Origin of the sequence: Falsiroseomonas selenitidurans, from assembly GCF_012103215.1 — a bacterium.
In the GTDB taxonomy this organism is placed as follows: domain Bacteria; phylum Pseudomonadota; class Alphaproteobacteria; order Acetobacterales; family Acetobacteraceae; genus Falsiroseomonas; species Falsiroseomonas selenitidurans.
This window is the reverse complement of record NZ_JAAVNE010000023.1, coordinates 36142-58932: the sequence shown is the minus strand read 5'-3', so window position 1 is coordinate 58932 and position 22791 is coordinate 36142. Positions and strand designations below refer to the sequence as shown.

Sequence of the window (22791 nt, the reverse complement as noted above, 5' to 3'; positions counted from 1 at the left end):
CTATTCCTTCCGCTCGATCTGGGGGGAGGTCAGGCGGTGCGCCGCCAGCGCCTCGCTGAACTGCGCCGCCGCCGTGTGGTCCTGGCCCGGGCCGAGCAGGCCGGCGGCGGCGGCCCACAATTCCCGCGTCTGGGCGGCCAGCGGCGCGGGGGTTGCCGTCTCCCGCCCCACCTGCAGGGCGATGGTCAGGTCCTTCACCATCAGGTCCAGCCCGAAGCCGGAGTTGAACTGGCCGGAGAGCACGAACTGCTTCAGCTTGCGCTGGGTGCTGTTGTTCATGCCGGTGGAGGCGTTCAGCACATCCACCATCACGGCGGGGTCGAGCCCGAAGCGACTGCCGATCAGCAGCGCCTCCACGCTCACCAGGAAACCGGCGGCGCTGACCAGGTTGTTCAGCGCCTTCATCGCCTGGCCCGCGCCGACCTCCCCGCAGCGGGTGATGCTGCCGCCCATGGCGCGCAGCAGCGGCTCCACCCGCGCCAGGGGGGTGGCGTGGCCGCCGGTCATGATGGCCAGCGTGCCGGTTTCCGCGCGCGCCACGCCGCCGGAGACCGGCGCATCCACCATGGCGATGCCGAGCGCAAGCAGTTCCGCCGCCATGGCGCGGGTGGCGGATGGCTCGCCGGAAGACATCTCGATGACCACGGCGCCGGAGGCGAGGCTCGGGCGGATCGCGGCCAGCACCTCCGCCACGTCGCGGCTGGTGGGCAGCATGGTGATCACGGCATCCGCCCCCTGCGCGGCGGCGGCGGCGCTGGCGGCGGCGATGCCGCCATGCTGGCGCACGAAATCGGCGGCCCGGCCGGGCACGGCATCCTGCACGGCGACGGTGTAGCCGGCCTCGACCAGGCGGATGGCCATGGGCCAGCCCATGCGCCCGATGCCGATGAAGCCGACGCGCCCGATGGTGCCGTCCATGCCGTTTCCCCCTCTTGTCCCGGTCAGGCTGGCGGCGGCAGGTTGGCGGGTCAAGCGGGTGGGAGGGCGGGATGTTCGAGGGTTTCGTGGAGGAACGGCGCGCGGGCGATGGCGTGACGCTGCGGCTGCGCCGGGGTGGCGAGGGCCCGCCCCTGCTGCTGCTGCATGGCAACCCGCAGACCCATGCGATGTGGAACCGGGTGGCGCCGGATCTGGCGAAGCGATTCACCGTGGTGTGCCCGGACCTGCGTGGCTATGGCTTTTCCGGCAAGCCTTCGCCCAGCGCGGATCATGCGGCCTATGCCAAGCGGGCGATGGCCGCCGACATGCTGGCACTGATGCAGGGGCTGGGCTTCCCCGCATTCCAGGTGGTGGCGCATGACCGGGGCGCGCGCGTCGCGCACCGGCTGGCGCTGGATACGCCGCAGGCGGTGCGGCGGCTCTGTGTGATGGACATCGTGCCGACGCTGCATCATTTCGAGACGGCGGACATGGATTTTGCCCTGGGCTACCATCACTGGTTCTTCCTGGCCCAGCCGCATCCGAAGCCGGAGCGCATGATTCTCCGGGATGTGGAGGACTGGTTCGCCAGCCATACCAGCCGCGGGCAGGCGGATGTCTTCGCGCCGGAGGCCCGCGCCGACTACATCGCCGCGCTGCACCAGCCCGGCACGGTGATGGGCATCTGCGAGGATTACCGCGCCGCCACCAGCATCGACCTGGAGCATGACCGCGCCAGCCGCGCGGCGGGGCGGAAGGTGGACTGCCCGCTGCTGGCGCTGTGGGGCGCCAAGGGCAAGATCCAGGTCTGGTACGACGCGCTGGCGGTCTGGCGCGACTATGCCAGCGGCCCGGTCAGCGGGCACAGCGTGCCATCGGGGCACTACCTGGCGGAGGAAGCGCCGGATGAGGTGCTGGCGGCGCTGGGGGGGTTTCTGGAGCGGTAGGCGGCGCTACCCCCACCCCGACCCTCCCCCGTGAAGCGGGGGAGGGTGTCGTTCAGCCAAAGCGGGGTTCCGGCAGGATGAAGGGCAGGTCGGTGTCGCCGGTGGCGACGCCGAGGCCGGTCAGCAGCGCATGGACCTGGCCGCGGTGATGCGTCTGGTGGTTGAAGAAGTGCACCAGAAGCACCCAGCGCGGCCGGGTCACTTCCCGCCCCAGGGCGCCGCTGAACCAGCCCAGCCTACCCTCCAGCCAGGCCGGGTCCAGGGCCGCCGCCCAGGCCTCGATCCGCGCATCCAGGTCCCGCCGCGCCGTGTGCATCGCGGCCCAGTCCGGATGCAGCGAGGGGCTGTCCTTGATGCCGCAGGCCGGCGCGGGCCAGCCGGCGAAGCGGGACATCCAGGTGGCGTCGCCCCACATCAGGTGGCTCAGCGTGCCGTGGATGGAGCCGAAGAAGGCGCCGCGATCCTGCTGCCGCTGCGCATCGGTCAGCGTGGAAGCCGCGGCGTAAACGCGAAGATTCATCTCGGTGCTGTAGGCGGCCATCAGCCGTGCCCAGGCGGGTGTGATCATGAATCGGCGGCCTTCCAGAAGAACACCGTGTCGCGCGGCCGGCGATCCGGGCCGAGCTCGAAGCCCGGGATGCGGCCGAGTTCAACCCAACCCATGGCGCGATACAGCCCGGCGGCGGCGCTGCCCTCCGCGGTGTCCAGCATCAGCATGTTGCGGCCGATGCCGCGCGCCGCCTGCTCCGCCCGGCGCATCAGGGCGCGGCCGACGCCCTGCCGCCGCACCGCCGGCGCCACCATCAGCTTGGCCAATTCGGCGCGGTGCGGCGCGTTCTCCGGCCCGTCCAGCAGCAATTGCACGGTGCCGACCAGCGCACCATCCAGCCAGGCGACCAGCAGCACGGACTGCCCGAGCGCGACGCGGGACGAAACCCGCTTCCACCAGCCCTGCGCGACGGCGGGGGCGAGCGGCGGCAGGAAGGTCAGGCTGGCACCATCGGCGACGCATTCCACCATCAGCGCCGCCAGGCGTCGCTCCGCGCTCGCCGCCGCGGCGGCGTCCAGCGCCTCCACCACCAGGCCGCGCAGCGGCTTGGCGTAGCGAAATTCGAGGCTGTTCGAGATGTCGTCCAGGATGCGGATCGAACCCTGCCGCACGAAGCCACGCTTTTCGTAGAAGCGGTGCGCCGCCTCGAAGCGGGTGTCCGTCCAGAGCACCAGCCGTTGCGCGCCGGCACCCCGCGCATGGGCTTCGGCGGCCTCCATCAGGCGATGCGCCAGCCCGCTGCCACGTGCCGCCCTGGCCACATAGACCTTGCAGATCTCCCAGGCCTGGTCATGGCCGAGCGGGCGCGTCGCCGCCATGCCGATGATCCGGCCCTCCGCCTCCGCCGCCCACAGCGCCCCGCCCGCTTCCGCGAAATGGCTTGCGAGCCTGCGCAGTTCCGGCACCTCCGCATCCACGTCCAGCACGCAGTTGGGGTATTCGCCCCAGCAATCACCGATGAGGGCGATGAAGCCCTCCGCGTCGGAATCCCGGCCGGGGCGGAGCGGCGTCGCGGTCACGAAAGCCCTTTGCAGAACTCCTGGATGCGCGTGCAGGCCTCACGCAGGCTGTCCGTGTCCGTGGCGTAGGAGATGCGGACATAGGGGCTCATGCCATAGGCCGAGCCCTGCACCAGCGCGACATGCGCTTCCTCGATCAGCGCCAGGGCGAAGTCGGTGTCCGTGTCGATCTTCCGGCCACCCTTGCTGGTCTTGCCGAGGCAGCCGGCGATGTTCGGGAAGACGTAGAAGGCGCCTTCCGGCTTGTGGCACTGGATGCCGGGCGCCTGGTTCAGCATCTCCACCACCATGTCGCGGCGCTGCTTGTAGATCAGCGCGCGCTCCTTCACGACATCCTGCGGGCCATCCAGCGCGGCGACGGCCGCGGCCTGGCCGACCGTGCTGATGCCGCTGGTCAGCTGGCTCTGCATGTTGACCATCGCCTTGATCAGCGGCTTCGGCCCGCCGCAGAAGCCGACGCGCCAGCCGGTCATGGCATAGGTCTTGGACACGCCATTGACCGTCAGCACCCGGTCCTTCAGCCGCGGCTCCACCTGCGCGATCGTGCAGAAGTCGAAGCCGTCATAGACCAGGTGCTCATACATGTCGTCGGTCATGACCCAGACATGCGGGTGGCGCAGCAGCACCTCGGCCAGCGCCTGCATCTCGTCCCGGGAACAGGCGGCGCCGGTCGGGTTGTTCGGGAAGTTCAGGATCAGCCACTTGGTCTTCGGCGTGATCGCCGCTTCCAGATCTTCCGGCCGCAGCTTGAAGCCGTTGTTCTGCGGGCAGGTGACCGGCACCGGCTTGCCGGTGGCCAGCTTCGCCATGTCGGCGTAGGAGATCCAGAACGGCGCCGGGATCAGCACCTCGTCACCCGGGTCGCAGGTGGCGAGCAGGGCGTTCATGATGACCTGCTTGCCGCCGTTCGAGACCATGACCTCATCCAGCGCGTAGTCCAGGCCGTTGTCGCGCTTGAACTTGCGCTGCACCGCTTCCTTCAGCGCCTTCGTGCCGTCCTGCGGCGGGTATTTGGTGTCCCCGGACAGGGCCGCCTGGTGGGCGGCATCGATGGCGTGGCGCGGCGTCTCGAAATCCGGCTCACCGATCGCCAGGCTGATGACCTTGATGCCCTTGGCCGCCAGTTCGCGCCCCTTGGCCGTCATCACGGCGGAAGCGGAGAGCTCGATGTCGTTAAGGCGATTGGCGAGCGCGGGCATGGTTCCAGTAGGGTCCTGTCGGTGGGCAGCCGAGGGTAGAGGCTGCGGCTGGCGGCGCCAAGCAGGGGTGGCGCGGGTCTGGCCTGCCCGAAGGGCGGGCAGCCCCGGCAACGCCAGCCTTGCAGCGACAACCAGGGCAGTGGAAAAGTGACAGCATGGGAAGCATGTTGGCCGGATGACCCCGCTTTCGGAGCCCCCGCTCCCGCAGCCCGTGCCTCGCAAGGCTTCTGACGCCAGGCAGCCGAGCCTGCGCGCCTGCCTGCTGGCGCTGGTCGCCCTGCTCGGGCTGCTGCTGCTGACCCTGGCCGGGCTTCCGGTCTGGCTCATGGAGCGGGCGGCGGCGGACCGGGCACGATCGGCGCTGGTCAGCCAGGCGCGGACGGTGGCCGCGGCGGTCGATCACGAATTCCTGCTCGCCCTGGGCATGCTGCGCACGCTGGCGGGGTCCGCCAGCCTGGCGGAGGGGCAGTTGGACCGCTTCGGCCGGGAAATGGCGAATGCGGCGCTGGCGCTGGAAGGCGCCGCCATCCAGCTGGCCGGGGCGGATGGCGATGTGCTCCTCACCAGGGGAACGCTGGTGGAGCCGGCACCGGCGCGGGAGGCTGGGGCCCTGGAGGCGGTGGCGCGCATCCACAACCTGCCGGCGCCGGACCAGCCCGGCCGCGGCTTCATCCGCATCGACCTGCCGGTGCCGCCCTTGCGGATCCTGACGGTGCTGCTGCCGCGGGAGCGTCTGGTGAGGCTGGTGGCGCCGCGGCGCCTGGCGGACGGCCAGACCGGGGTGATCTTCGACCGGGAGATGCGCCTGGTCGCGCGCAGCGGCGAGGATGCCGACCTCATCGGCCAGAAGGCAGGCCCGGCCTTCCTGCAGGCGGTGCAGCAGGCGGCGGAAGGGGCGCTGCCCGGCGTGGTGCGCAATCCGCGTGGCGCGCCGGTGCTGGTCGCCTTCGTCCGCGCCGAGGTCAGCGGCTACACGGCCGGCGCTTCCCTGCCCGCCGCCTTCGCCGCGCCCTATCGGGCGACGCTCTGGCCGGTGCTGGCGATCGGCGGCGCGGTGCTGGCGCTGGGCCTGCTGGTGGCGCTGCTGATCGGCCGGCGCCTGCAGCTCGCCCTCGATGCGCTGGCGGCGCTCGGCCGGGGCGAGGCGGCAACCCGAACCGGCTTCCGCGAGGTGCAGGAGGTTGCCCGCACCCTGCAGCGGGAGGCCGCGCAGCGTCGCCTGGCGCTGGAAGGCCAGGCGGTGCTGGTGGCGGAGCTGAACCACCGGGTGAAGAACATGCTGGCCACGGTGCAATCCGTGTCGGAGCAAACGCTGCGGAGCGCCGGTGCCGACCCGAAGCGCTTTGCCGTCGATTTCCGCGGGCGTCTGCGCAGCCTTGGCCGGGCGCACGACCTGCTGACGCAGGCCGGCTGGGCCGAGGCGGAGCTGGACGAGGTTCTGCGCGCCGCCATTGCCCCCTGGCAGGGAACCGACCAGCCGATCCGGCTGGAAGGCCCGGGCGGCCGCTACCCCGTCACCCCCCGCCAGGCCCAGGCGCTGATGCTGGCCCTGCACGAGCTGGCGACGAATGCGGCGAAGTACGGCGCGCTCGCCGTTGCCGCCGGCCATGTGCGGCTGTGGCGCGGCCCGGCCCGGGGCCCAACGGAGGACGCGGCAGCGGACCGGGTGGAGATCCTTTGGCAGGAGGTGGATGGCCCGCCCATCGCCGCGCCGCCGACGCATGGCGGCTTCGGCACGCGCCTGCTGCGCCGCGCCCTGCCGACCGATCTCGGCCCGCAGCCCCTGATCGATCTGGATTTCGCGCCGGCCGGCCTGGTGGCGCGCATCGTCTTCCGCCCCGGCGGTCGCTGGACGCGGCTTCAGGCGGAGGCGGCGGGGAAGGCCAGCACCCAGTCATAGGGCTGTTCCTCGACCAGCAGGAAGCCCTGGCGTTCCCAGAAACGGCGCGCCGGGCTGGCCTTCAGCACCTCGATGCGGAAGCCCTGGCCGGGGTGTTCGGCCAGCAGCCGGGCGACCACCGCGGCCCCCAGCCCGCGGCCCTGCCGGGCCGGTTCCAGGTACAGGCTGTGCAGCGCGACAACCGGGCCCGCCGGCTCCACCCCGACACAGCCGAGCGTGAGGCCTTCTGCCTCGATCACCCGCATGCCGCCGCCGGCGAAGGCGGCTTCCATGCGGGCGCGGCGGCGCGCCGGGTCCCAGCGGCCGACACGTTCCAGATGCAGGCGCATGACCCGCACCGAGAGATCCAGCAGCGCCTCGAAGTCCGCCGCCGTGGCAGGGCGGAAATCGAAGGTCATGGGCCCGGCCGCACGGCTCGGCCGGCGCCCGAGGTCGGAAAGGCGCCCGGCGAGGCGCCGAAGACGGCCGTCGGCTTCACTTCAGGCCGGCACAAAAATCCTGGATGCGGGTGCAGGCCTCGGTCAGCGTCGCATCGTCCGTCGCATAGCTGATGCGGATATGGCCGGGGAACATGAAGGCCGCGCCGTGCACGGCGGCGACGCCCTTCTCCTCCAGCAGCGCCAGGCAGAAGGCCTCGTCGCTGTCGATCGCGGCCCCGCCGGCGCTGGTCTTGCCCAGGCAGCCGCGCACGTCCGGAAAGACGTAGAAGGCGCCCTCCGGCGTGGCGCAGCGCATGCCGGCAGCCTGGTTCAGCATGCCGACCACCAGGTTGCGCCGGCGCTCGAAGGCCTGGCGCATCTCCTCCACGCTGTCCTGCGGGCCGGTCAGCGCCTCGATCGCCGCGGCCTGGCTGATGGAGCTGGTGTTGGAGGTGGACTGGCTCTGCAGTTTGTCCATCGCCTTGATGAGCTGGATCGGGGCGCCGGCGAAGCCGATGCGCCAGCCGGTCATGGCATAGGCCTTGGAGCAGCCGTTCATCGTCACGGTGCGGTCCTTCAAGCGCGGCTCCACCTCCACCACCGTTGCCGGCTTCATGCCGTCATAGGCCAGCTTCTCGTAGATGTCGTCGGAGAAGATCCAGACATCCGGATGCCGCAGCAGCACATCCGTCAGCTCCTTGAGCTGTTCGGCATTGTAGCCGGCGCCGGTCGGGTTGCAGGGGTTGTTCAGGATCAGCCACTTGGTCTTCGGCGTGATCGCCGCCTCAAGCTGTTCGCCGGTCATCCGGAAGCCCTGGTTGGGGCCGCAGGGGACGATCACCGGCGTGCCCTCGGCCAGCGCCACGATGTCCGGGTAGGAGACCCAGCAGGGGGCGGGGATGATGGCCTCGTCGCCGGCGTTGATGGTGGCGACCAGCGCGTCGAAGATCACCTGCTTGCCACCGGTCGCGACCAGGATCTCCTCCGGCTTGTAGTCGATGCCCGAATCCCGCTTGAACTTCTGGCAGACCGCCTGGCGAAGCTCCATCGTGCCGGCGACATCGGTGTACCGCGTCTCGCCCCGCTCGATCGCGGCGATGGCGGCGTCCTTGACGTTGCGCGGCGTCTCGAAATCCGGCTCGCCGACGGACAGGGAAATGATGTCCTTGCCCTGCGCCTTCAGCGCGCGGGCCTTGCCGGTCATGGCAATGGTCTGCGACGGCGAGATGCGGTTCAGGCGGTCGGCGATGAGGTTCATGACGGGTCCCGGCGTTTCGGCGCCGCCCTTGCGGCGGCTTGGCGAGTCCTAATCCCCGGCGCCGGGCGCGTCCACCGGCCCGAGGGGGCGCATCGGCGCTATTCCAGCCGCAGCGCGCGGTAGCCCTCGAAGACGAAGCCCTTCTCCCGCATGCAGGCGGTGCGGTAGGCCTCCCGCTGCCCGGTGGCCACGTCCACCATGTCGTAGCGCGCCGGGCGGAAGCGTTCGGTGGTGCGGCAGCGTTCGCGCCCATCCTCCCGCCAGCACTGGCGGTCGCGCTCGATGCGGGCCGGGGCGGTCTGCTGCCAGACCATGCGCGGCGGCACGGCCTGCTGCGCGTCATTGCCACAGGCGGCGTTCATTGCCTCCGCCTCCGCCTCCGTCGTGCCGGGGCGGGACCAGCGCTCGGCACAACCGGCCAGCAGGGGAAGCAGCAGGAGAAGGACCAGGATGGGGCGCATGGCGGCCAGCCTCGCACGGCCTGATGGAAAGACCATGGCAGCCTGAGCCCGACGCGCCTCAGCGCGGGCGGACCAGGCGCAGCGCCAGTCCCAGCACCAGGCCCACCGCCACCACCAGCAGCGTCGCCAGGGCATACAGCTCCGGCGTCAGCCCCAGCCGGACGGTGGAGAAGATGACCATCGGCAGGGTGGAGGCGCCGGGGCCGGAGACGAAGCTGGCGATCACCAGATCGTCCAGCGACAGGGTGAAGGCCAGCATCCAGCCGGCGGCGATCCCCGGCGCGATCAGCGGCAGGGTGATGACCAGGAACACCTTCCAGGGCCGGGCGCCGAGATCCATCGCCGCCTCCTCCAGGCTCAGGTCGAAATCCGCCAGGCGGGACTGCACCACCACCGCCACATAGGCTGCGCCGAAGGTGGCGTGGGCGATGGCGACGGTGCTGGCGCCGCGGCCGGCGGGGAAGCCGAAGGCCGATTCCATGGCCACGAACAGCAGCAGCAGGGACAGGCCGGTGATGACTTCGGGCATCACCAGCGGCGCCGCCATCACCGCGCCGAAGCCGGCGCGGCCGCGGAAGCGCCCGAAGCGGGCCAGTGCGAAGCCGGCCAGCACGCCGAGGATGGTGGCCATGGTGGCGGAGAGGGCGGCGATGCGCAGCGACAGGCCGAGCGCACCCATCAACGCCTCATTGCCGAACAGGCCGGCGTACCAGCGCAGCGAGAAGCCGGTGAAGCTGGTGACCAGGCGGCTGTCGTTGAAGGAGAACAGCACCATCAGCAGAATCGGCAGATAAAGGAAGGCGAAGCCGAGGCCGAGCGCGATGGCGAGCCGCCCCCTCATCGCCCGGCCCGCCACTGGAACAGGGCGATGGGGGCGACCAGCGCCGCCAGCAGCACGATGGCCAGCGCCGAGGCCAGTGGCCAGTCGCGGTTCTGGAAGAACTCGGTCCAGAGCACCCGGCCGATGAGCTGCGCCGAGGGGCCGCCCAGCAGTTCCGGGATCACGAACTCCCCCACCGCCGGGATGAAGACGAGTAGAAAGCCGGCGACGATGCCGGGCAGCGACAGCGGCAGCGTCACCTGCAGGAAGGCGCGCCAGGGCCGTGCGCCGAGATCCTCCGCCGCCTCCAGCAGCGACGGATCGAGCTTGGAGAGGGTGGCGTAGAGCGGCAGCACCATGAAGGGCAGGTAGCAATAGGTGATGCCGATATACATCGCCGCATCGGTGTAGAGCAGCGGGATCGGCTCCGCGATCAGGCCCAGCGCCAGCAGCAGCCCGTTCAGCCAGCCCTGGTCCTGCAGGATCCCGATCCAGGCGGTGACGCGCAGCAGGAAGCTGGTCCAGAAGGGCAGCACCACCAGCATCAGCAGCAGATTCCGCCGATGCGCCGGCGCCCGCGCGATGGCCAGCGCCATGGGATAGCCGACAAGCAGGCACAGCGTGGCGGAGATGGCAGCGACGCGCAGGCTGCGGAGATAGGCATCCAGGTAGTAGGGATCCTCCAGCAGCAGCTGGAAATTGGCCAGGTTGAGCTGCAGCACCGCCGTCGCCTCGCCGGACCAGCGCAGCAGCGGCGCATAGGGTGGCAGGCCCTCGCTGGGCTCCGCGAAGGCGATCGACAGCACGATGCCGAAGGGCACCAGGAAGAACACCGCCATCCAGGCCCAGGGCAGGGCGAGGACCAGCCGGCGGCGCGCGGCGGGGCTCATTCCGGCAGCACCATGCTGGCCTGGCGGTCCCAGGTGACGGCGACCGTATCCTCCCAATCCACCGGGCGTTCCGTGCGCCGGCGCAGATTGGGCTGGCTGACGCGCACTTCCTTGCCGTGCTCCAGCACGACGTAGTAAAGGAAATAATCCCCATAATAGCCGATGTCGCGCACCCGCCCCACCAGGCGGTTGTCGCCCAGCGCGCTGCCCGGCTCGACCCGCTCGATGCGCATGCGTTCGGGCCGCAGCGCGACGAAGACCCGGCTGCCCAGCGGCTTGCTCGGCGCCGGCTCCGCCAGGATGTCGAAATCCAGCTCCGAACTGCCGATGCGCACGCCTTCCGCCTCGACGCCCTCGACGACGCCCTCGAGGATATTCGCCGTTCCCAGAAATTCCGCGGTGAAACGGCTGTTGGGGAATTCATAGACCTCGGAGGGCGTGCCGACCTGCGCCAGCGTGCCGCGGTCCATCACTGCCAGGCGGGTTGCCATGGTCATCGCCTCCTCCTGGTCATGGGTGACGATGACGAAGGTGGTGCCGGTGCGCTCCTGGATGTTGATCAATTCGAACTGCGTGGATTCGCGCAGGTTCTTGTCCAGGGCCGAGAGCGGCTCGTCCAGCAGCAGCAGCTTCGGGCGTCTCGCCAGGGCGCGCGCCAGGGCCACCCGGGCACGCTGGCCGCCGGACAGGGCCGAGGGCTTGCGGTCCCCGAAGCCTTCCATCTTCACCAGGGCCAGCATCTCCGCCACCCGGTCGCGGATGATGGCGCGCGCGGCGCCTTCCTGCTTCAGGCCGAAGCCGATGTTCTGCGCCACGGTCATGTGCGGGAACAGCGCGTAGGACTGGAACATCATGTTCACCGGGCGCGCATAGGGCGCAACGCCGGCCATGTCCTGCCCGTCCAGCACGATCCGCCCGGCATCCGGCTCCAGGAACCCCGCCAGGCAGCGCAGCAACGTGGACTTGCCGGAGCCCGATCCGCCGAGCAGCGCGAACAACTCGCCGCGATAGATCGACAGGCTGACCTCATCGAGCGCGACGAAGTCGCCGAAGCGCTTCGTCACCTTCTCGATGCGCAGGAAGGGCTCGGCGGCCGGGTCGCGCCAGGGCTCGGCGGTGCCGGGCTTGGCAGCCTGGCTCACCGCCCGGCCTTGAAGCGGGCCCAGAGCCGGTTGCGCGCACGCTCCGCCGCCTGCGGCACGGGGCCGATGGTGAAGAAGCGGCTGCGGATGGTCTCGTCGGGGAAGACGGCGGGGTTGGCGGCGACCGCGGGCTCGACGAATTCGCGGCTGGCCGGCACGCCGTTCGGGTAGTTCACCTCGTTGGTGATGGCGGCGATCTCGCGCGGCTGCAGCACGAAGTTGATGAAGGCGTGCGCATTCTCCGGGTTCGGCGCATCGGCGGGGATCGCCATCAGGTCGAACCAGAGCTGTGCGCCTTCCGTCGGCACCACATACTGCACGGTGACGCCGCGCCCCGCTTCCTCCGCCCGCGCCGCGGCCTGGATGGCATCGCCGGAATAGGCGAAAGCAAGGCAGGCTTGGCCGGTGGCCAGCGCCTCGATCGTGCCGCCGGTGGAGAAGGTGCGGATGTGCGGGCGCACCGCCATCAGCGTCTGCTCCACCGCCCGCAGGTCGGCGGCCTCCGTGCTGTTGGGATTCTTGCCCAGGTAGCGCAGCACCGTGGGAATGACGTCCGCGGCGCTGTCCATCATGATGATGCCGCAGCGGGCAATGCGCCGGGCCTGGGCGGGGTCCAGCAGCAGGCGCAGGCTGTCCATCGGCGCGTCCGGCGCCAGGGCGCGGATGCGCTCCGCATTCAGCCCGAGCCCGATGCTGCCCCACAGATACATGGCGCCGAAGCGGTTGCCCGGATCGGCATTCGCCACCTGCTGCTGCAGGGCGGCGTCCAGGCCCGCCAGGTTCGGCACCAGGCCGCGGTCCAGCGGCCGGAAGGCCCCGGCGCGGGCGAGGCGGGAGAAGGTGGGCTCGCTGGTCGGCACCACGATGTCGTAGCCCGATCGCCCGGCGGAAAGCCGGCCCTCCAGCGTCTCCAGGCTGTCATAGACGTCGTAGCGCACGCGGATGCCGGTCTCCGCCGTGAAACGCGCCACCACCTCCCGGTCGATGTAGTCGTTCCAGTTGAAGACGTTCACCACCCGCTCCTGCGCCCGGCTGGCGGGGGCGAGGGCGAGCAGGGCCACGAGGGGCGCGGCGAGCAGGGCGAGGCGACGCAGCATGGGGCACTCCGCTGTCAGGCAGCGCTGATCCTAACACGGCTTTGCCGCACCGCACTGGGAATGAATAGGTTGGTTGGACAGGAATTTGTTCTTGACTTGTTCCTATCCCGCCTGTAGTCATCGCCACACCAAGGGGCGAGTTGCGCCCGATGCCGGGCCTGGCAGGCCGCCCCGCCGCACGCGCGGGCCGGACCCCGCCTTCGCCCGTGCGCCCCGATCCCGACGATCCGGTCCCACCGCCCCCTTCCCGGGTCCTACCCCACGGGGCGCGCCGCTGGCGCGCGCCCCGCCCGCCGCGCATCCGAACGGAGCCCCGCCCATGCCCTTCAGCAACACGGCCCTGGTGCCGCTGGTGACCAACAGCGGCTTCACCATGTGGCTGTATCGCACCAGCGATTCGCGTGCCACGGTGCTGGCCGCCGGCTATTTCGAACCGGCGGCCGCGCGCCTCGAGACCGGCGACATCATCGTGCTGATCGCCGCCGACTCCATCTCCTTCCTGCCGGTGCGCGTGGGCGACGTGGTGGCCTCCGGCCTGGTGCTGGACACCGCCGCGGCGCCGTTCCGCGTGCAGGTGCGCGCGGCGCAGGTCTTCTCCGTCGCGCAGATCGCCAGCGCGGTGGCCACCACCGTGGTGCTGGCGCCGATCGCCGGCGGCATCCTCTCGAACGGCGTGGTGCAGGCGGCGGCTTCCGTGGCCGGGCCGGTGGCGCAGGTGGCCTTCAGCATCAGCAACGCCGCCGGCACGGTGGTGCGCGGCCCGACGGTCGCCACCGTCAGCGCCGGCGCGGCCAGTGCCAGCCTGCCGGCGCCGGCCGCCGGCACCGGCTACCGGCTGCGCGTGGTCTCCACCGCGGATGCCGCCGTCGCGGCCACCTCCCCCGCCTTCAGCGTCACCCTGCCCTTCGGCCTGCTGCTGCAGGCCGGCGGCAGCCTGCTGATCGAGGATGGCGGGCGCCTGCTGGTCTGACGGCCAGCGCCCCGAACGGCACCCCCGCCCGCCCTTCCCCGCACCCGATCCGGAACCGAACATCCCATGGCTGACGCCAAGATCTCCGACCTGCCGGCCGCCGCGGCGCTCGCCGCCGCGGACCTCGCGCCGATCGTCCAGGGCAGCGGCGCCGCCGCCGTCACCCGCCGCGCCAGCTTCGCGCAGATCACCGCCGGCGTGCACGCCGAACGCATGGTCCATGTGCGCGACTACGGCGCCATCGGCAACGGCACCACGGACGACGCCGCCGCCATCCAGGGCGCGATCGACGCGGCGGCCGCGGGCGGTGGCGGCATCGTCCGCCTCGGCCCGCGCCGCTACCGCGTCGCCGGCGCCAGCCTGGTGGTGAAGGAGAATGTGTGCCTGGAAGGCCCGGCCTTCTTCCCCGGCGGGCAGCGCCTGTCCGGCGACTACCGCAGCATCCCCGGCACGCTGGTCATCGCCGGCAACCGCACCATCCAGGTGAACCGCGCCGCCACGCTGCGCGCGGTGACGCTGATGCGCGAGGGCCTGGGCGCGCCGCCCGCCTCGCTGCGCGCCGGCGTCACGCTGCGCAACGAGATGAACGGCACCGCGGTGACCATCGGCGACGGCTCCGGCACGCATCACGACGCGCTGCTGGAGGATCTGCTGATCCTGGGCTTCGACCTGGCGGTGCGGTCCGACAACAGCCAGCGGCTGAACCTGCGGCGCCTGCGCGGCGACAACCGCAACGGCATCTACCTGACCCGCACCTACGACATCACGCGCATCCATGACGTGCATTTCTGGCCCTTCCTGACCGGCAACCTGGCCGGCGTCTCGGTGGTCAACCGCACCGTCTCCGCCGTGGCCGACAACGGCGCGGGCGGCATCCGCATCACCACCGCCGTGGCGCATGGGCTGGTCACCGGCGACGTGGTGAACACCTATGGCATCGGCGGCGTCGGCGCCGCGAATGGCCGCTTCGTGGTAACCGTGGTCGACACCACGCGCCTCGACCTGCAGGGCCCGGCCTTCGCCGGCGGCTGGTCCGGCGGCGGCACCGTGGCGATGTGGAACAACCGCCGCAGCGGCACCGCCTTCCGCGTCGAGGACAGCGACGTGGCGGAATTCGTCAATTGCTTCTGCTACGGCTACGAGCGCGGCTTCGACCTCGGCACCGGCGCGCAGTCGATCCAGCTGCACAATTGCAGCGTCGACGACCTGCTGACGCTGAAGGACCCCAACACCGTCGGCGCGCTGATCGCGGGCACCGCCTTCCGCACCAAATGGGTCGGCGGCTTCATCAGCAGCATGGCCACCGCCATCCGCGTGAATTCGGCGGCCAGCAACCAGGGCGACAACCAGTTCGTCGGCGTGATGGTCGGCGGCGACGGCGCCGGGCGCGCGGTGGAGGTGCTGGATGGCGGGCTGACGCTGGTGGCCTGCGACCTGCCGGCGGCGCGCGTCTATCTGGGCAGCACGGGCGACAGCCTGTCCGTCGTCGCCTCCGACACCCGCTCCGCCACCTTCGAGGCGCAGACGCCAGCCGATCTCGCGCGCATCGCCCTGGTGGGCAACCGCCTGCAGGCGCTGGGCTCCTCCGCCGACCAGGCGAGCGCGCTGCTGCGGCGGCGCTCCGATGCGCTGGGCGGCGAGCTGGACGTGGAGAACCAGGACGGCACCGTGACCTACCAGGTCAATATCGGCGCCGGCGCGCTGGCACCGCTCGAGATCGGCGGCGAGCCTGATGCCAACCCGAATGGCGGAGTGGTGTTCGGCGCGCCCTCGGCCATGACGGCGCCGATGAAGCTCACCCTTCGCCGCGCCTCGGCCAGCCCGGCGGCGGGCCATGCGCTGGGCCAGCTGGCCTTCAGCGGCGGCAATGCCGCCGGCGGCCAGGTGGAGTATGCGCGCGCCGGCGGCCTCAGCGAGGCGGTGACGACGGGCGCCGAATCCGGCGCCTTCGTGGTGGAGACGCGCAGCGCCGGCACGCTGGCCGAGCGCTTCCGCATCGCCGCTTCCGGCACCGTCACGCTGACCGGGCCGCTGCTGCTGCCGGGCGACCCCACCGCCAGCCTGCAGGCGGCCAGCAAGGGCTATGTGGATGCGCAGTTCACCGCCCGCGCGCTGCCGGTGGTCGCCACCGCCGGCGCCACGGCGCTGACGCTGGCCGCGCATAACGGCCGACTGGTCTCGGCCAATGCCGGCACCAGCCTCTCGATCAACTGGACGGCGACGGGCGACGGCTTCTCCTGCCTTGTCGTCAATCGCGGCGCGACGGATCTGGCGGTGGCGATGACCGGCTTCACCGACACGACGCCGAGCAACCCGGATGGGCTGACGAAGATCCGCGCGGGTGGGCTGGCGACGCTGCTGGCCTTCAGCCCGGATGGCGGCACCACCAGGGTGCTGCTGCTGGCCGGGGCGGGGGCGGCCTGATGGCGCCCCCCATGATCGCCACCCTCGGCGCGCTGGCGCCGCCCTGGCGCACCCTGGTGGCGCGCGGCGTGCTGCTGGCACCGCTGGCGCTGGCGCGCGCCCAGGTCGCGGCCCACAGCACCAGCCTGGCCGAGGTTGGGCTGGGCCTGCTGGAGCATGGCGCCGACACGCCGCGCTTCACCGGCGCGGCACGCCGGCTGCTGGTCGAGGGACAGCGCACCAATGGCCTGCCCAATCCGCGCGCGGAGGGCGCGGCCGAAGGCAGCCCCGGCACGCTGCCCACGGGCTGGGCGCTATCCGCCAGCGCCCCCAGCCTGTCGCGCACCGTCACCCCGGTGACGGTGGCCGGCATGGCGGGCGTCAGCATCCGCTGGTTCGGCACCGCCGCCGCCACCGCCTCCCTGATCCTGGATTTCGAGCCGAACGCCTCCTCGATCGTGGCGGCGCCGGACCAGCGCTGGGCCGCCTCCGTCACCCTGGCCCGCAGCATCGCCGTGGCGGCGCCGCCCACCAATCTGCGCTGCGCCGGGCGCGCCACGGCGGGCGCGCTGGTGACGGGCAATTCCTTCACCGTGGAGGTCGCGCCCGGCGCCGACGCCGCCCGCTTCGCCCTGCCCTTCCTGCTGACCAGCGCCGGCACCATCGCGCGCGTGAATGGCGGCATCCAGTACCTGTGCGAATCCGGCGTGGCCTATGACTGGACGGATACCTACCTGCTGCCGCAACTGGAACTCGGGCCCTTCGCCTCCACGCCGATCCTGCCGCCCATCGGCACGCCAAGTGCCAGCACGCGCGGGGCGGATCTGGTCAGCGCGTCGCTGGGCAGCCTGGGCATCGGCACGAGCGGCGCCTGCACCATCCTGTGGTCGGGCGTGATCCCCCAGGCCGCCCCGGCCGCGCATTCCCTGCGGCTGTTTCAGGTAGATAACGGCGGGGACACGCAGGTTTTCGGGGTGCGCGTGAGCGCCAGCACATCGAACCTGTCACTGTATCGCTACGCCGCCGGCGGGCTGTCGGATGCGGCCGCCACCGCGATGACGCCGGGCGACCCGGTGCGGGTGGCGGTGTCGGTCGCCGGGGACGGTACGGCCGCGTGCTCGATCAACGGCGGCAGCGTCACCACGGTGACGGGCGGACCTGCTGCCGGCCTGACGACGATCCGGCTGGGCAATTCGGCCGCCGGCACGACACCGCTTGCCGGCGACGTCGCGCATTTCCGCGTGCTGCCCCACGCCGTTTCCAGCGCCATGCTGCCGGCGCTGGCGGCCGCCCTGCCCCTGTGACGGAGGACGCCATGAGCGATGAGATCGAGACCCCCGCCTGGGTGTGGCAGGGGTTCTTCGGGCCGATGGCCGCGGCCGAGGCCGGCAAGCGGGTGACCGACGCGCTGCCGCCGGAGCAGGCGGGCGTGAAGCTGCCAATGGCCGGGGAACCGCCGGCGACGGTGGATCTGGCGGGCACGACCGGGATCTTCGCCATCCAGACCCGCCCGGCGACGCCGGTCCCGGCACCCGAAGGGATGGCGGAGGCCAATCCTGCGATGGTCGGCCGCCTGGTGGGGGGATGACCCGATGACCGCGCGGATCCCCGACCCGAAGCCGCCCGCCACCCCACGCATCGCGCCGGGCGAGGCGGCCCAGACCGGCTGGCCGCGGGCGCCAGCCCGGGCCGGCGGCGCTGCGGGCGCCTGCCCTGCCGCCATCAAGGACCGAGCATGAGTGGCTGCACCCGGTCCGGCGACCCGCCCCGCGGGTTCGACGGCATCGCCCATGCCGCCCGCGTCGTCGGGGCCGGCGCCGGCCCCCTCGCCACGCCACCGGTCGCCATGCCGGCCGGCCGGACGCCTGCCGGGAGACGGCGATCCGCCGCGCTGCCCGGCAGCTTCTGATCCAGACCCTGCCCCCCCGATCCCCAGAGGACCTCCGGATGACCGACCTGACCGATCACGCCAAGAACCTGCTGGCCCGCGCGCTGTGCGCCCGCCTGCCGACGCTGCCGATCACCGTCTATGCCGCGCTCGGCACCGGCGGCAGCGACGCGGCCGGCATCACCGGGGAGCCGGCCGGAACCGGCTATGCCCGCCAGCGGGCCACCTTCACCGGTACCGGCACGCAGCGGAATGCGGAGGCGATCCGCTTCACCTTCACCGCCGCGGCCGGCACGCTGACGCATGTCGGCCTGTTCGACGCGGTGACCGGCGGCAACCCGCTGACCTGGTCGGCGCTGACCACGCCGGTGACCGTGGCCGGCCCCGGCGTGGTGACCTTCACCGGCAATGCGCTGACGGTGCAGCCGGAATAGCGCCGCCGCGGCGCACCGCGCCGCATCCGTGCAAGGGCCGACTGGGCATCAATCCACGAACGCTCAGCCGCGCACGGGCCAGATCCCGCGCAGCCAGCCGCGGTTGCCGCCTTCGCGCGGGGCGGGTGGGGCGGCTGGCGGCAGCTCGATCGCCAGCGGCCCCTCGCTGCAGGCGGCGTTGCCATCCAGGCCGCGGTCGGCCCAGGCCAGCCGCGCCTGCAGGGTCAGCACCGCCGGGTAGTAGGCCGAGGCCTCCGCCACCCGCGGCAGCGCCTCCACCCGCCCGCGGCCGGCCAGCGCGGCCAGGCCGAGGGAAGCCACGGCGCGCAGCCCGCTGTCGCCCGGATAGGGGGCCACGGCATTGCTGCGCAGGTCGGTCCAGGCCGGCGGCGCGGCATGCGTCGGGTCGGCCCAGAACTCCACCGCCGCCCGCAGCGCGCCGGACCGCGCATGGCCACCCCAGGCGAGGTTCAGCGGCACCCGGACCGCGTCGTAGGAGAAGCGCGCCGGCCAGCCCGGCGCGGGCTGCGGCCGCCCGAGGCCGCGCGACAGCGCCAGCCAGTCCGCCGGCAGCCGCCAGCGCCCGAAGCGCGCCTGTTCCAGCAGGGCCAGCCCGCCTTCCTCCAGCGCCATCCAGGCCGGGTCGGGCACCAGGCGGGCCAGGGCGCGGAAGGCCGGGGTGATGAAGTAGCTGGGATTGACCACCAGGCGGTCCGGCTTCAGGAACCCCTCCACCCCCGGCAGGAGCAGCGTCGCCTCGCCCTGCCGCATCACGCAGCGGCGCAGCAGGTCGCGCGCGATCTCCGCCGCCAGGGCGCGCTTTTCCGCCAGCCCCCAGCGATCCCCCGCCTCCGCCAGCGCCCAGGCCACCATCAGGTCGCCGTCACTCGCATTGTTCACGTCCGGCACGGGAATCGGCGCCCCCGGGCGGAAGGCCCAGGCGAGAAGCTGGTCGTCCGGTCGCCGCAGCGCGCCGCGCGTCCAGGCCAGGATCCGCTCGAAGCTCGGCCGGTCGTCGAAGCGGACGGCAAACAGCAGCGCCGCACCCTGGCCCTCGGAATGCGAGATGCCGCCATTCCCGGTATCGAGCACCCGGCCATCCGGGTGCAGGAAGCGATGGCGGAAATCGAGCCAATCCCCCAGCACCGCCGCGCCCATTGCGGGTGCGCCGGCCAGCGCCGCGCCGGCCGCAATCCCGGCGCCGAAAAGCGCGCGCCGCCCAAGGCCGCCCCCCAGCCCCGCCTGCGGGTAAGGTTGCCGCACCATCGCAGAGATCCTTTCTGTCCTGCGGCGTCCTGCCTGCTCGTCCAAGTCGTGAAGAATGGTTAAACCGTCGCGGCGCGCCGGTTCGAACCAGCTTTTGTGCGAAGTTGTGGCGGCAGGGATCCATGGCGACTTTTGCTTGCAATACAGCACGCAACGCACGCCAGGCGGCCCTTCTCCGTGCCGGATGGCGATCCCGGCATGCACCTTGGCTGACCTTTGCTGACGCTGCGGCGATGCCGCGCCGTGCCCTGCCCCCTATTGGAAGGCACCAGGCCGGCATCGCACGCCCCACCGCCATCGCCGGCGCCGACCCGGCAGCGGCCTGCCGGTGCCGCGCCTGGCTTGGCCGGTTGCCGCCGGATCGGCCGGAAACCGGCCTTCGACCGCACATTGCGCTACATTTCACGACGACTCCGGGCATGCATCGGCGGCGTGGCGGATCGATGATCCGACGCAGCGGTCAGGTGGCCGCATCCAGGGCAGCGTCCGCCGCGGCAAGCCTGCCGGCCCCGGTCCACTGGCCTGGCCTCAATCGTTTCAGGAGCATGAGGACGGTCCAGCCTGGCCGCCCGTGCTCGATCTGCGGGATGAACCGGATGGACGGGAGCCTCGGTCTGGGCAAGCTGCACGCCCGCTTCGACCGGCATGCCGGTCGGGAGGCCGGGATCACGCCGGCCGGGCCGGGGGCGGCGTGCAGCCCGCCCGGCTCCACCCTGCGCCTCGAGCCGACGCTGGCCCTGCTCGGCCGGCTGCGGCGCCACCACGCACCCAGCGCGGAACATTCCATGCGCGTCGCCCGCGTGGCCATGGCGATGTGGCGGCAGGGCCCGGCCCTGCTGGGCGAGGCCATGCCGCTGCTGACCGGCGCCCTGCTGCACGACATCGGCAAGCTGCACGTGGCGGCCGCCACGCTCGATGGCGACCGCCGGCTGGATGCGGCGGAACTGGCCAGCATCCGCCGGCATCCGGCGCTGGGGGCGGCGCTGCTGGCGCGGCTGGACTTCCCGCCGCTGGTGATCCTTGCCGCGCGCGACCATCACGAGCGCTGGGCCGGCGGCGGCTATCCCACCGGCGTCGCGGCATCCGGCCTGCATCCCGTGACGCGCGCCGTCGCCGTCGCCGATTCCTTCGTCGCCATGGTCGAGCCGGGGCGCCGCTATCGCACGCGGATGACCGCCGCCGCGGCCCTCGCCGAAATCGCCGCCTGCCGCGGCACGCAGTTCGATCCGGCAATGGCCGACCTGCTGAATGCGGCGCTGGCGGGGCAGCCCTGCCCTGCCGATGCGCCCCGCACCTGAGGGACCCCGATGCGCCCGCACCCGCCCGCCAACCCTGCCGCCGCGCCGGACCCGGCGCTGCTGCTGCTGCGCCAGGTCGTGGCGACCGCGCAGGACGCGGTGATCGTCACCGATGCGACGCTCGACGGCGCCGGCCCGCGCATCCGCTACGTCAACCCGGCCTTCACCCGCCTGACCGGCTGGACCGAGGCGGAGATGACCGGGCGCAGCCCGACCCTGCTGCAGGGGCCGGGCACCGACACCGCCGCGCTGGCCGCCCTGCGCCGGGCCCTGCGGTCGGCGGAGCCCGGCGCGGCGCGGCTGTTGCTCTATGCCCGCAACGGCGCGCCCTTCTGGCTGGACCTGCGAATCACGCCGCTGGCCGATGCCGCCGGGCGGCCGCATGGCTTCGCCGCGATCGGCCGCGACGTGACGCTGGAGCAGCGCCGGCTGGATGAGCGGGAGCCGCCTCTGGCGCGCGACCCGCTGACCGGCCTGCCGGACCGCGCCGCGCTGCTGCGCCGGCTGGGGGCAGGGCGGACGCCGCGCCTGGCGATGGCCTGCCTGCAGATCGACCAGCTGCGCCGGGTGTCGGAAACCTTCGGCCCTGCCGCCGGCGACGCCGTGGTGATGGGCGTGGCCGACCTGCTCGCGGAAAACGTCCGCCATGGCGACGTGGTTGGCCGCACCGGCCCGGCCGCCTTCGCGCTGTGCCTGCCGGGCCTGGACCTGCTTGGCGCCCGCCGTGCGGCGGAACGCTTGCGCCGGGCGCTGGCGGCGGCGGAATTTCCGACCGAGGCGGGGCCGCTGCGCGTCACCTGCAGCTTCGGAATCTGCGCCGCGGCGCCGGGTGAGACCCTGTCCGAGCTGGTAAGGCGGGCCGAGGCTGCCCTGCAGGCGGCGCGCCGGGAAGGCCGCAACCGGGTTGCAATCGGCTAGGTTGCCGACGCCTTCAGGCGATCAACGTAACAGATATTCGCTCATTACGGGTGGACACCCTGGGAGGGCATACCCTAGGTTCATCAAATTAGTACTTCATTAAGACGTCTGGAAAAGCCCGGCAGATGGTCGTCTCTCCGCTGGTCGGCATGCCGACGCGAAGCCTAGCCACGAACCGCCCGGTGCTGGTGGTCGAGGATGACGAGGCCGTCGCCGCAACCATCTGCGCGGCGCTCTCGCGCGATGGCTGGTCGACCGTCACCGCCGGATCGCTGGCGGAGGCGCGGCATCGGCTGCAGCGGGACCAGCCGCGCCTGGTGGTGGTAGACCTCGGCCTGCCGGATGGCAACGGCATCGCCTTCGTGCGTGAGGCCGGCAGCTGCCCCGACCTCGGCGTCATCGTCGTCAGTGGTTGGGCGGAGGAGGTCGACCGCATCATCGGGCTCGAGGTCGGTGCCGATGACTACCTGGCCAAGCCCTTCTCTCTGCGGGAGATGGTGGCGCGCGTGCGGGCGCTGAGCCGGCGGCTGGACGCCGTTGCCGGCGCCCCGCCCCCGCCGGCCGCCCCGGACCAGGAGCCGGCGGCCCCCGTCGGCGAGCCGCAGAGCTGGAGCATCGCCGGCCTGTCGATGCAACCCGCCCGGCTGCGCCTGCAGGATGCCAATGGGCGGGAGACGCGGCTGACCGGCGGCGAGGCCGGGCTGCTCGGCCTGCTGCTGACGGCGCCCGACCATCTCGCGGATCGGGAAACGATCTCCGAGCGGGTGCTGGGACGGCGCCTGCTGCCGGAACAGCGCGGCGTTGACCAGCTGGCCTCCAACCTCCGGCAAAAGCTGCTTGCCGCCTCCGCCGGGGCTGTCACCATCGCCGCGGTGCGCGGCCGCGGCTACCGGCTGGTCTGGTAGGCGTCATCACGCAAGGCGGCTGGCCCCGCCGCGCGGCCGCGGGCTTTCCCCCTTCGGTGCCGGCGGAGTACCCAGTCCCGGCAGGGTGC

23 protein-coding genes are annotated in these 22791 nt (G+C 72.2%); 11 read left to right on the top strand and 12 right to left on the bottom strand.

Annotated elements, in window-relative coordinates; genetic code table 11:
• Window positions 1-918, bottom strand: coding sequence for an NAD(P)-dependent oxidoreductase (locus HEQ75_RS15065; protein ID WP_168031992.1), 918 nt, complete (start codon window positions 916-918; stop codon window positions 1-3).
• Window positions 919-989: 71 nt separating this feature from the next.
• Between HEQ75_RS15065 and HEQ75_RS15060 the strand changes: the two genes are divergently transcribed.
• Window positions 990-1865 (top strand): alpha/beta fold hydrolase, encoded by an 876-nt coding sequence (locus HEQ75_RS15060; protein ID WP_168031990.1) that lies wholly within the window; start codon window positions 990-992, stop codon window positions 1863-1865.
• A gap of 52 nt (window positions 1866-1917) precedes the next feature.
• Here HEQ75_RS15060 and HEQ75_RS15055 read toward each other — a convergent pair whose 3' ends face one another.
• From HEQ75_RS15055 to HEQ75_RS15045, 3 genes are read right to left on the bottom strand one after another with little or no spacing between them, the layout of a single operon-like run.
• The gene (locus tag HEQ75_RS15055; protein WP_168031988.1) at window positions 1918-2433 is read right to left on the bottom strand and encodes a DinB family protein; all 516 of its coding nucleotides are present in this window, start codon (window positions 2431-2433) and stop codon (window positions 1918-1920) included.
• Window positions 2430-3434 carry a GNAT family N-acetyltransferase gene (locus HEQ75_RS15050; protein ID WP_168031986.1) on the bottom strand — a complete coding sequence of 335 codons (1005 nt, stop codon included), beginning with the start codon at window positions 3432-3434 and terminating at the stop codon, window positions 2430-2432. Before HEQ75_RS15050 ends, HEQ75_RS15055 begins: the two co-directional genes overlap by 4 nt.
• Window positions 3431-4633: a pyridoxal phosphate-dependent aminotransferase gene (locus HEQ75_RS15045; protein ID WP_168031984.1), complete on the bottom strand. Its 1203-nt coding sequence runs from the start codon at window positions 4631-4633 to the stop codon at window positions 3431-3433. The genes HEQ75_RS15050 and HEQ75_RS15045 overlap by 4 nt, the downstream gene beginning before the upstream one ends.
• 211 nt (window positions 4634-4844) lie before the next feature.
• On the opposite strand from HEQ75_RS15045, the gene HEQ75_RS28805 reads away from it, so the two are divergent.
• Window positions 4845-6533 (top strand): sensor histidine kinase, encoded by a 1689-nt coding sequence (locus HEQ75_RS28805; protein ID WP_168031982.1) that lies wholly within the window; start codon window positions 4845-4847, stop codon window positions 6531-6533.
• Here the strand turns inward: HEQ75_RS28805 and HEQ75_RS15035 are convergent.
• From HEQ75_RS15035 to HEQ75_RS15005, 7 genes are all read right to left on the bottom strand, one after another.
• A complete protein-coding gene (locus tag HEQ75_RS15035; RefSeq protein WP_168031980.1) occupies window positions 6494-6931 on the bottom strand; it encodes a GNAT family N-acetyltransferase in 438 nt (145 codons plus the stop codon). The genes HEQ75_RS28805 and HEQ75_RS15035 overlap by 40 nt on opposite strands.
• Window positions 6932-7007: 76 nt before the next feature.
• Window positions 7008-8210, bottom strand: coding sequence for a pyridoxal phosphate-dependent aminotransferase (locus HEQ75_RS15030; RefSeq protein WP_168031978.1), 1203 nt, complete (start codon window positions 8208-8210; stop codon window positions 7008-7010).
• A gap of 98 nt (window positions 8211-8308) precedes the next feature.
• Window positions 8309-8671: a hypothetical protein gene (locus tag HEQ75_RS15025; RefSeq protein ID WP_168031976.1), complete on the bottom strand. Its 363-nt coding sequence runs from the start codon at window positions 8669-8671 to the stop codon at window positions 8309-8311.
• Between the two features lie 58 nt (window positions 8672-8729).
• On the bottom strand, window positions 8730-9512 hold the full coding sequence (locus HEQ75_RS15020) for an ABC transporter permease subunit (protein WP_168031974.1): 783 nt from the start codon (window positions 9510-9512) through the stop codon (window positions 8730-8732).
• On the bottom strand, window positions 9509-10381 hold the full coding sequence (locus HEQ75_RS15015) for an ABC transporter permease subunit (RefSeq protein WP_168031972.1): 873 nt from the start codon (window positions 10379-10381) through the stop codon (window positions 9509-9511). Before HEQ75_RS15015 ends, HEQ75_RS15020 begins: the two co-directional genes overlap by 4 nt.
• Window positions 10378-11523 carry an ABC transporter ATP-binding protein gene (locus HEQ75_RS15010; RefSeq protein WP_168031970.1) on the bottom strand — a complete coding sequence of 382 codons (1146 nt, stop codon included), beginning with the start codon at window positions 11521-11523 and terminating at the stop codon, window positions 10378-10380. Before HEQ75_RS15010 ends, HEQ75_RS15015 begins: the two co-directional genes overlap by 4 nt.
• Entirely contained in the window at window positions 11520-12620 is a 1101-nt protein-coding gene (locus HEQ75_RS15005; RefSeq protein ID WP_168031968.1) for an extracellular solute-binding protein, read from the bottom strand. Before HEQ75_RS15005 ends, HEQ75_RS15010 begins: the two co-directional genes overlap by 4 nt.
• 319 nt (window positions 12621-12939) lie before the next feature.
• Here HEQ75_RS15005 and HEQ75_RS27900 point away from each other — a divergent pair, with 319 nt between their 5' ends.
• The 6 genes from HEQ75_RS27900 (at window position 12940) to HEQ75_RS14975 (ending at window position 18315) form a co-directional block, all read left to right on the top strand.
• On the top strand, window positions 12940-13590 hold the full coding sequence (locus tag HEQ75_RS27900) for a hypothetical protein (RefSeq protein WP_209318577.1): 651 nt from the start codon (window positions 12940-12942) through the stop codon (window positions 13588-13590).
• A 66-nt stretch (window positions 13591-13656) separates the two neighbouring features.
• Complete coding sequence (locus tag HEQ75_RS27895) at window positions 13657-16014, top strand: glycosyl hydrolase family 28-related protein (protein ID WP_209318576.1); 2358 nt, start codon at window positions 13657-13659, stop codon at window positions 16012-16014.
• An 11-nt stretch (window positions 16015-16025) separates the two neighbouring features.
• Window positions 16026-17297, top strand: coding sequence for a LamG domain-containing protein (locus HEQ75_RS14990; protein ID WP_168031966.1), 1272 nt, complete (start codon window positions 16026-16028; stop codon window positions 17295-17297).
• Window positions 17298-17308: 11 nt separating this feature from the next.
• Window positions 17309-17581 (top strand): hypothetical protein, encoded by a 273-nt coding sequence (locus HEQ75_RS14985; RefSeq protein WP_168031964.1) that lies wholly within the window; start codon window positions 17309-17311, stop codon window positions 17579-17581.
• Between the two features lie 147 nt (window positions 17582-17728).
• The gene (locus tag HEQ75_RS14980; protein ID WP_168031962.1) at window positions 17729-17902 is read left to right on the top strand and encodes a hypothetical protein; all 174 of its coding nucleotides are present in this window, start codon (window positions 17729-17731) and stop codon (window positions 17900-17902) included.
• A gap of 38 nt (window positions 17903-17940) precedes the next feature.
• Window positions 17941-18315, top strand: coding sequence for a phage tail fiber protein (locus HEQ75_RS14975; RefSeq protein WP_168031960.1), 375 nt, complete (start codon window positions 17941-17943; stop codon window positions 18313-18315).
• Window positions 18316-18378: 63 nt separating this feature from the next.
• Here the strand turns inward: HEQ75_RS14975 and HEQ75_RS14970 are convergent, their stop codons facing one another.
• Window positions 18379-19581, bottom strand: coding sequence for a glycosyl hydrolase family 8 (locus tag HEQ75_RS14970; RefSeq protein ID WP_168031958.1), 1203 nt, complete (start codon window positions 19579-19581; stop codon window positions 18379-18381).
• A gap of 596 nt (window positions 19582-20177) precedes the next feature.
• Here HEQ75_RS14970 and HEQ75_RS14965 point away from each other — a divergent pair.
• From HEQ75_RS14965 to HEQ75_RS14955, 3 genes are all read left to right on the top strand, one after another.
• Window positions 20178-20879: an HD-GYP domain-containing protein gene (locus tag HEQ75_RS14965; protein ID WP_168031956.1), complete on the top strand. Its 702-nt coding sequence runs from the start codon at window positions 20178-20180 to the stop codon at window positions 20877-20879.
• 9 nt (window positions 20880-20888) lie between these two features.
• Window positions 20889-21797, top strand: coding sequence for a GGDEF domain-containing protein (locus HEQ75_RS14960; RefSeq protein ID WP_168031954.1), 909 nt, complete (start codon window positions 20889-20891; stop codon window positions 21795-21797).
• Window positions 21798-21922: 125 nt separating this feature from the next.
• Window positions 21923-22702 carry a response regulator transcription factor gene (locus HEQ75_RS14955; RefSeq protein WP_168031943.1) on the top strand — a complete coding sequence of 260 codons (780 nt, stop codon included), beginning with the start codon at window positions 21923-21925 and terminating at the stop codon, window positions 22700-22702.
• The last annotated feature ends 89 nt before the right edge of the window (window positions 22703-22791 follow it).